Origin of the sequence: Pseudomonas sp. PA-4-8C, from assembly GCF_021606625.1 — a bacterium.
GTDB lineage: Bacteria > Pseudomonadota > Gammaproteobacteria > Pseudomonadales > Pseudomonadaceae > Aquipseudomonas > Aquipseudomonas lactis.
Genome location: NZ_WKCD01000328.1, coordinates 1 through 5,558, shown reverse-complemented (window position 1 = coordinate 5,558; position 5,558 = coordinate 1). Strand labels below are relative to the sequence as shown.

2 protein-coding genes and 1 pseudogene are annotated in these 5,558 nt (G+C 56.5%); 1 reads left to right on the top strand and 2 read right to left on the bottom strand.

Going from position 1 to position 5,558, the window contains the following annotated elements:
• Nucleotides 1-3,066 (top strand): type I restriction endonuclease subunit R (locus GIW04_RS27245; protein ID WP_236479379.1); only part of this gene is annotated, 3,066 nt, incomplete at its 5' end.
• 516 nt (nucleotides 3,067-3,582) lie between these two features.
• Here the strand turns inward: GIW04_RS27245 and GIW04_RS27240 are convergent.
• Both GIW04_RS27240 and GIW04_RS27235 read right to left on the bottom strand, forming a co-directional pair.
• On the bottom strand, nucleotides 3,583-3,870 hold the full coding sequence (locus tag GIW04_RS27240; RefSeq protein ID WP_120248824.1) for a hypothetical protein: 288 nt from the start codon (nucleotides 3,868-3,870) through the stop codon (nucleotides 3,583-3,585).
• Nucleotides 3,867-4,846, bottom strand: a pseudogene (locus tag GIW04_RS27235) (integrase domain-containing protein). Before GIW04_RS27235 ends, GIW04_RS27240 begins: the two are co-directional and overlap by 4 nt.
• Between the last annotated feature and the right edge of the window lie 712 nt (nucleotides 4,847-5,558).

Below are 5,558 nucleotides of genomic sequence, written 5' to 3'. Positions count from 1 at the left end.
ACCAAGAGCGAGGTCGTTCTGGCCGCCCGCCTGCGCGCGGCGCTGTGCAAGCTCAACCCAGCGCTGCAGGCTGAAGCCATCACCACCGCCATTGACGAGCTGACCCGCGACCGCTCCGCCATGCTTGCGGAAGCCGCCAATCGCGAGACCTATCTACTGCTCAAGGAAGGCATCACGGTGTCCGTGCCCGACCATGAACACGGCGGCCAGAAGATTGAGCGCTTGCGTGTAGTGGACTGGGAACAGCCGCAGAACAACGACTTTCTGCTGGTCAGCCAATTCAGCGTGACCGGCGCTCTCTATACCTGCCGTCCCGACTTAGTGGGCTTCGTCAATGGATTACCTTGGGTGGTGATCGAGCTGAAGAAGCCCGGAGTGCCTGCACGCGCTGCATTCGACGAGAATCTGACGCACTACAAACAGCAGATTCCTGGGCTGTTCTGGTTTAACGCATTGATGATTGCCTCCAACGGCACAGACAGCTTGGTCGGCTCGCTGACCGCCGACTGGGAACGCTGGGTTAGATGGAAGCGTATCGAGCACGAAGATGAGCCGCGCCGGGTGTCGCTGGAAGTGATGCTGCGGGGTACATGCGACCCTAGCCGCCTGCTGGATCTGGTCGAGAACTTCACCCTGTTTTCTGAACACAAGGCCGGACTGGTCAAGATTATCGGCCAGAACCACCAGTTCCTAGGGGTGAACAATGCCATAACCTCGATGCTGGAGGCACGCAAGCTGGGCCATGGTCGCGGCGGCGTGTTTTGGCAGACCCAGGGCAGCGGCAAGAGCTTCTCGATGGTGTTCTTCGCGCAAAAGGTGCTGCGCAAGCTGGTCGGCAACTGGACCTTCGTGGTCGTGACCGATCGGGTGGAGTTGGACGAGCAAATCGCCAAGACCTTCAAAGCTACGGGTGCAGTCAGTGAGGCAGAAGGCGATGAGTGCCATGCCGCCAGCGGCGCACATTTGCGCGAACTGCTGCGTGGCAACCACCGCTACGTGTTCACCTTGGTGCATAAGTTTCAGACGCCGGAACTGCTCTGTGACCGCTCTGACGTGATCGTGCTGACCGACGAGGCGCACCGCAGCCAATACGACACGTTGGCGCTGAACATGCGCTCTGCATTGCCCAAGGCGATGTTCCTGGCCTTTACCGGCACGCCGCTGATTGCCGGCGAAGAACGCACCAAAGAAATCTTCGGCGATTACGTTTCGATATACGACTTCCAGCAGTCCATCGAAGACGGCGCCACCGTGCCGCTGTTCTACGAGAACCGCACGCCAGAATTACAGCTTATTAACCCGGACCTGAACGAGGACATCTATCAACTGATCGAAGATGCCGAACTCGACCCAGACCAAGAAGCCAAGCTGGAGCGCGAGCTGGGCCGGCAATATCATCTGATCACCCGCGATGATCGACTGGACACTGTGGCTGCCGACATCGTGCGGCACTTCCTGGGTCGTGGCTTCGTTGGTAAGGCGATGGTGGTGTGCATTGATAAAGCCACTGCGCTGCGCATGTACGACAAGGTCAAGCAGTACTGGGCTGCTGAAACCGCGCAGGTGCAAAAAGAGCTGGGTGAACTCGCATACCAAGCACATAGCGGCGGAATGACCCCAGACCAGGCAAGACGCGATGTACGCGCAGCCGAACTGAAACAACGCTTAGAGGTACTGATCACGACAGACATGGCCCTGATTGTTTCACCAGGGCAAAACGAAATTCAGCAAATGCAGAGCTTAGGGCTGGATATCGAACCGCATCGCAAACGAATGTACGAGTCGAATCCGGGCTTGGATGAGAAGTTCAAGGACACCGAAGACCCGCTGCGCATAGCCTTCGTTTGTGCCATGTGGCTGACCGGTTTCGACGCACCAAGCTGCTCGACGATCTACCTCGACAAGCCGATGCGAAACCATTCTTTGATGCAGACCATTGCGCGTGCCAACCGAGTTTTCCCTGGCAAGCACAGTGGTGTCATCGTCGATTACGCCAATGTGTTCGCCTCCCTGGAAAAGGCGTTGGCCATCTACGGCGCGGGCAAAAATGGCAAGAAGCCGGTCAAAGACAAGCAGCAGCTGGTTGATGACTTGCGTAGGTCAGTGGCTGAAGCGACCACATTCTGCGCCGCTCATGGCGTGATATTGGATGAGATCGAGGCAACACCCGTTGGTGGCTTAGAGCGCTTGCAGTGCATCGCTGACGCAATGAACGAACTGATCTCACCTGACTCACTGCGGCGTGACTTCTTTGCGCATGAAAGGCTAGTCAGCACGCTGTACCAGGCAGTCAAACCTGATCCGTCTGCGCTGGAGTTTGCCAGTCGTGTTGCCTGCATATCGACGCTGGCCGAATGTATACGTACCAGTCTGAACCCGACCCCGCCTGACATTTCGCTGGTAATGAATAACATCAACGGCTTGCTGGATGGCTCAATCACCGGGCATGCCATCCGCGAGCAAGGGCCGCCGGCGCTGGATCTATCAAAGATCAACTTCGAAGCATTGGCCAAGCGTTTCAAGGAAGCCAAGCATAAGAACACCGACCTTGAGCAACTCAAGTCAGCGATTCGCGCCAAGCTTGAGAAAATGATCCAGCTGAACCGCACTCGCGCCGACTTTGCCGAGAAATTTGAAGCGCTGATTGAGAGCTACAACGCCGGCAGTCGCAGCATTGAAGAGCTTTATCAGGAGCTGTTAGACCTAACCAACAACTTGAATCAGGAGCAGGAACGGCATGTCCGCGAGAACGTAACCGAAGAGGAGCTGGTCATCTTCGACATCCTCACTCGTCCTGCACCAGACCTCAGCCCGGAAGAGCTTACTGCGGTCAAGAAGGCCGCCCGAGAACTGCTGGCCCGCCTCAAGGAATTGCTCGTTATCAACTGGCGACAGAAATCCACTGCACGCTCACAACTAAAGTTAGCCATTGAAGACGCACTGGACCTCGGCCTGCCCCGCGCCTATACGCCCGAACTCTACAACCTGAAGTGCTCAGCAGTGTTTGAGCATGTGTATGAGAGCTACCCGGAGCGAGGCTCAGGCGTCTATGCCTCGACGCATTAGATAATTCTATTTAGAGGACATTCCGTAATGCTGCATGTGCGGATCGGTGCGTGCAGTGTAAGCGTCCGGCGAACTCACCTTCCGAACTCTAGCTTTAAGGGCGATGGTGTCCGCGTATTTTAAGCGGACGCGATCACCCTTATCGTCAGGATTTCCAGGAGCAACGAAGCTCTTATCCGAAACCATTCAAAGCCCAGGTCGTTCAGGAATGCCGGTCGCTTTCACCGATTGTCGTGAAGGAATTCAGACGACTTGGGTTGAGATAGTCGAAGATGATCTAGTTTTTATAGGCGCCCGGCAAGACGCGAGACGTAACGTACGTGGTCGGGCCCACTTTGAGCAAGATTGTTTGCCGTCTTGGGGTGTCGGCAAACGTAGTGTTGGTCTAAGCTAGATGCAGTTCAATTGGGCATCAATTATTTTAACTATCGGCCATCCCGGTTTCTTTAGTTTGTCTTTCTGTCATTTGCCAGTGGCAGTCTCAGGTAGATGTGCTGAAAGTCCTGACAGCCATTATTAAATATTCCTTTCGCACTTGAATGTCCATGATTTTTCTAATCGACGAATGAGCATATTTATTGTCAGTAAGTAATAATACCGCGTTGCCTTACTGCGACGACCTAGGCGACGCCTGAGAAACCAAGCCACATGCTTTCTCTGCCAAGCCCAAGGTGTTTCGCGCTGCCAGCGTTCTGCAATTTCAGCTTGAATCAGCTTCGCCTGCCGCAAATGGCGTTGCCGGGTCGCATGCGAGCCGGTCAGCACGCCAGCCAAGAACAGCTCCATATCGAATGGCTTACTCATGTTCGCCCTCCAATGTAGGCCGCTACCACGTCGATCCGACCGTGCCCAAGCTCGTAACTGATTCGCCTCCGGGCCTCGCGATCAAGGTGCTGATCTAAATGACAGCATTGACCGCCGTTGATAGGCACGCGGTGTTGGGTGATTTGCTCATAACGCTCACATGCGTACGCCGCTCGTAGCTCATGGAAGCCTTTCAGGTTGTGTGCATGCAGGATGTCCCGCGCAGGGCGGATGAACTCTTGCAGGACATTCAGATAGGTTTGATGGGTGCGATCAGGTTGCGGCTACCCATAGGCGACACTTGCCTTGCAAACTCAATGGCACCTCGAACATTGTCGTTCGCCGCAATCCAACGTGGCGCCGAGGCACCGGCACGGGCGCCTTTGGTGCCGTCTTGGATATTGATCTTGTCGAAGACTTCAGCCTCACGACTTAGCCGTGGCAGGTCAGCCAAGATGGCCTCACGCAAGCGCATGCCGGTGGCTTGCGCCAACAGAATGATCGCGGTGGCCCGTAGCTGATGATGGCGGCAAAGCGCATCGACGATCTGCTTAACCTGTTCGCGGTCTTGGCCTTGCGGCACTGATTGTCGAACCCCGGTACGCTGCATACCTAACGCCTTGCTCGGGCTGGGCAACTTCACGCACTGATCACCGCGAAGCGCCGCCATGGTTCTGTTAACGCTGGATATCCGGTTTTGTGCAGTGCTGACGGCGAGCTCACCGCGCCCAACTACGTCGCGCAGATGCGCCGCATAGTCGGCCAACACCTTCAGATCAATCTGCCGCGCATCATTGATACCGGGCCCCAGTTCGGAACGGCACCATTTGACAAATGCCTGCCACCGATCACAGTGTGCTTTGACTGTGCCGTAATGGCCACCGCCGAACATATCTTTCAGGGCCTGCAATCCTGCATAGCTCAATTGCCTGCCGTAGCCGAAATTGCGGCCATCGCGTCTCCCCACCAATGCCATGTCGGTCACCTCATCGCCTGTTCTCCGATCTTCGCCCCACGTCATCCCGCCAAGAATGTTGAGTGTTATCAGGGATCAAGGCCCCTGCGGCCTGTGAGGGTTGTCCGCTAACGCGGGACTGACGGCTCCTTACGGCCGGGAGCTTGGGCATTTCATGATCTGGCCTCCTGAACACTTCCGAGGAAGTGGGCGGGTGGAGGCTGCGTTGGCTGACGAGACCGACGCCGCGAGATCCTGAGTTGGGTGAGGCAGCTATGCGATGACCGGGGCATGCCTGACTGTCAGTCAGATGCAGTCCATTCCGTGGGCTGCGGCACCATCATCTGCATCGCTGTTGCTGGTGACTTCGGTGTTTGTCACGCCGATTGTCACGAGGGGAAATGCCGCAAAGCCTTGTACGAGTTGGGCTGCAGCAGCGGTAGGGGCGCCCGTCTCTTTCCGGAAGAAAGAGACGGGCGCAGGTTGGCGCAATGAAATGGCCAAGCGGATAGGTTGCTGCAGGGCAGCGAAGTAGGAAGTGTCGTCTGGCGTACGAGGGCCATGATCTGAAGTAGGCATCCATCACCGGGGAGGTGACCGGGCGAGCTGCCGGACGCGAATCGCCTTTTGGGGGGAACCACCGCGAGAGCGGCGTGACCTTAAAGGTTCGGGCCACCTGGGTTGCTGTCATCGACAGCTCTTGCACGGCCAGTTTTACGCCTGTGGATAAACC

What these genes read in the sequence shown, in the direction of transcription:
- GIW04_RS27240 (WP_120248824.1), bottom strand. Translation starts at nt 3,870, where the DNA reads ATGAGTAAGCCATTCGATATGGAGCTGTTCTTGGCTGGCGTGCTGACC.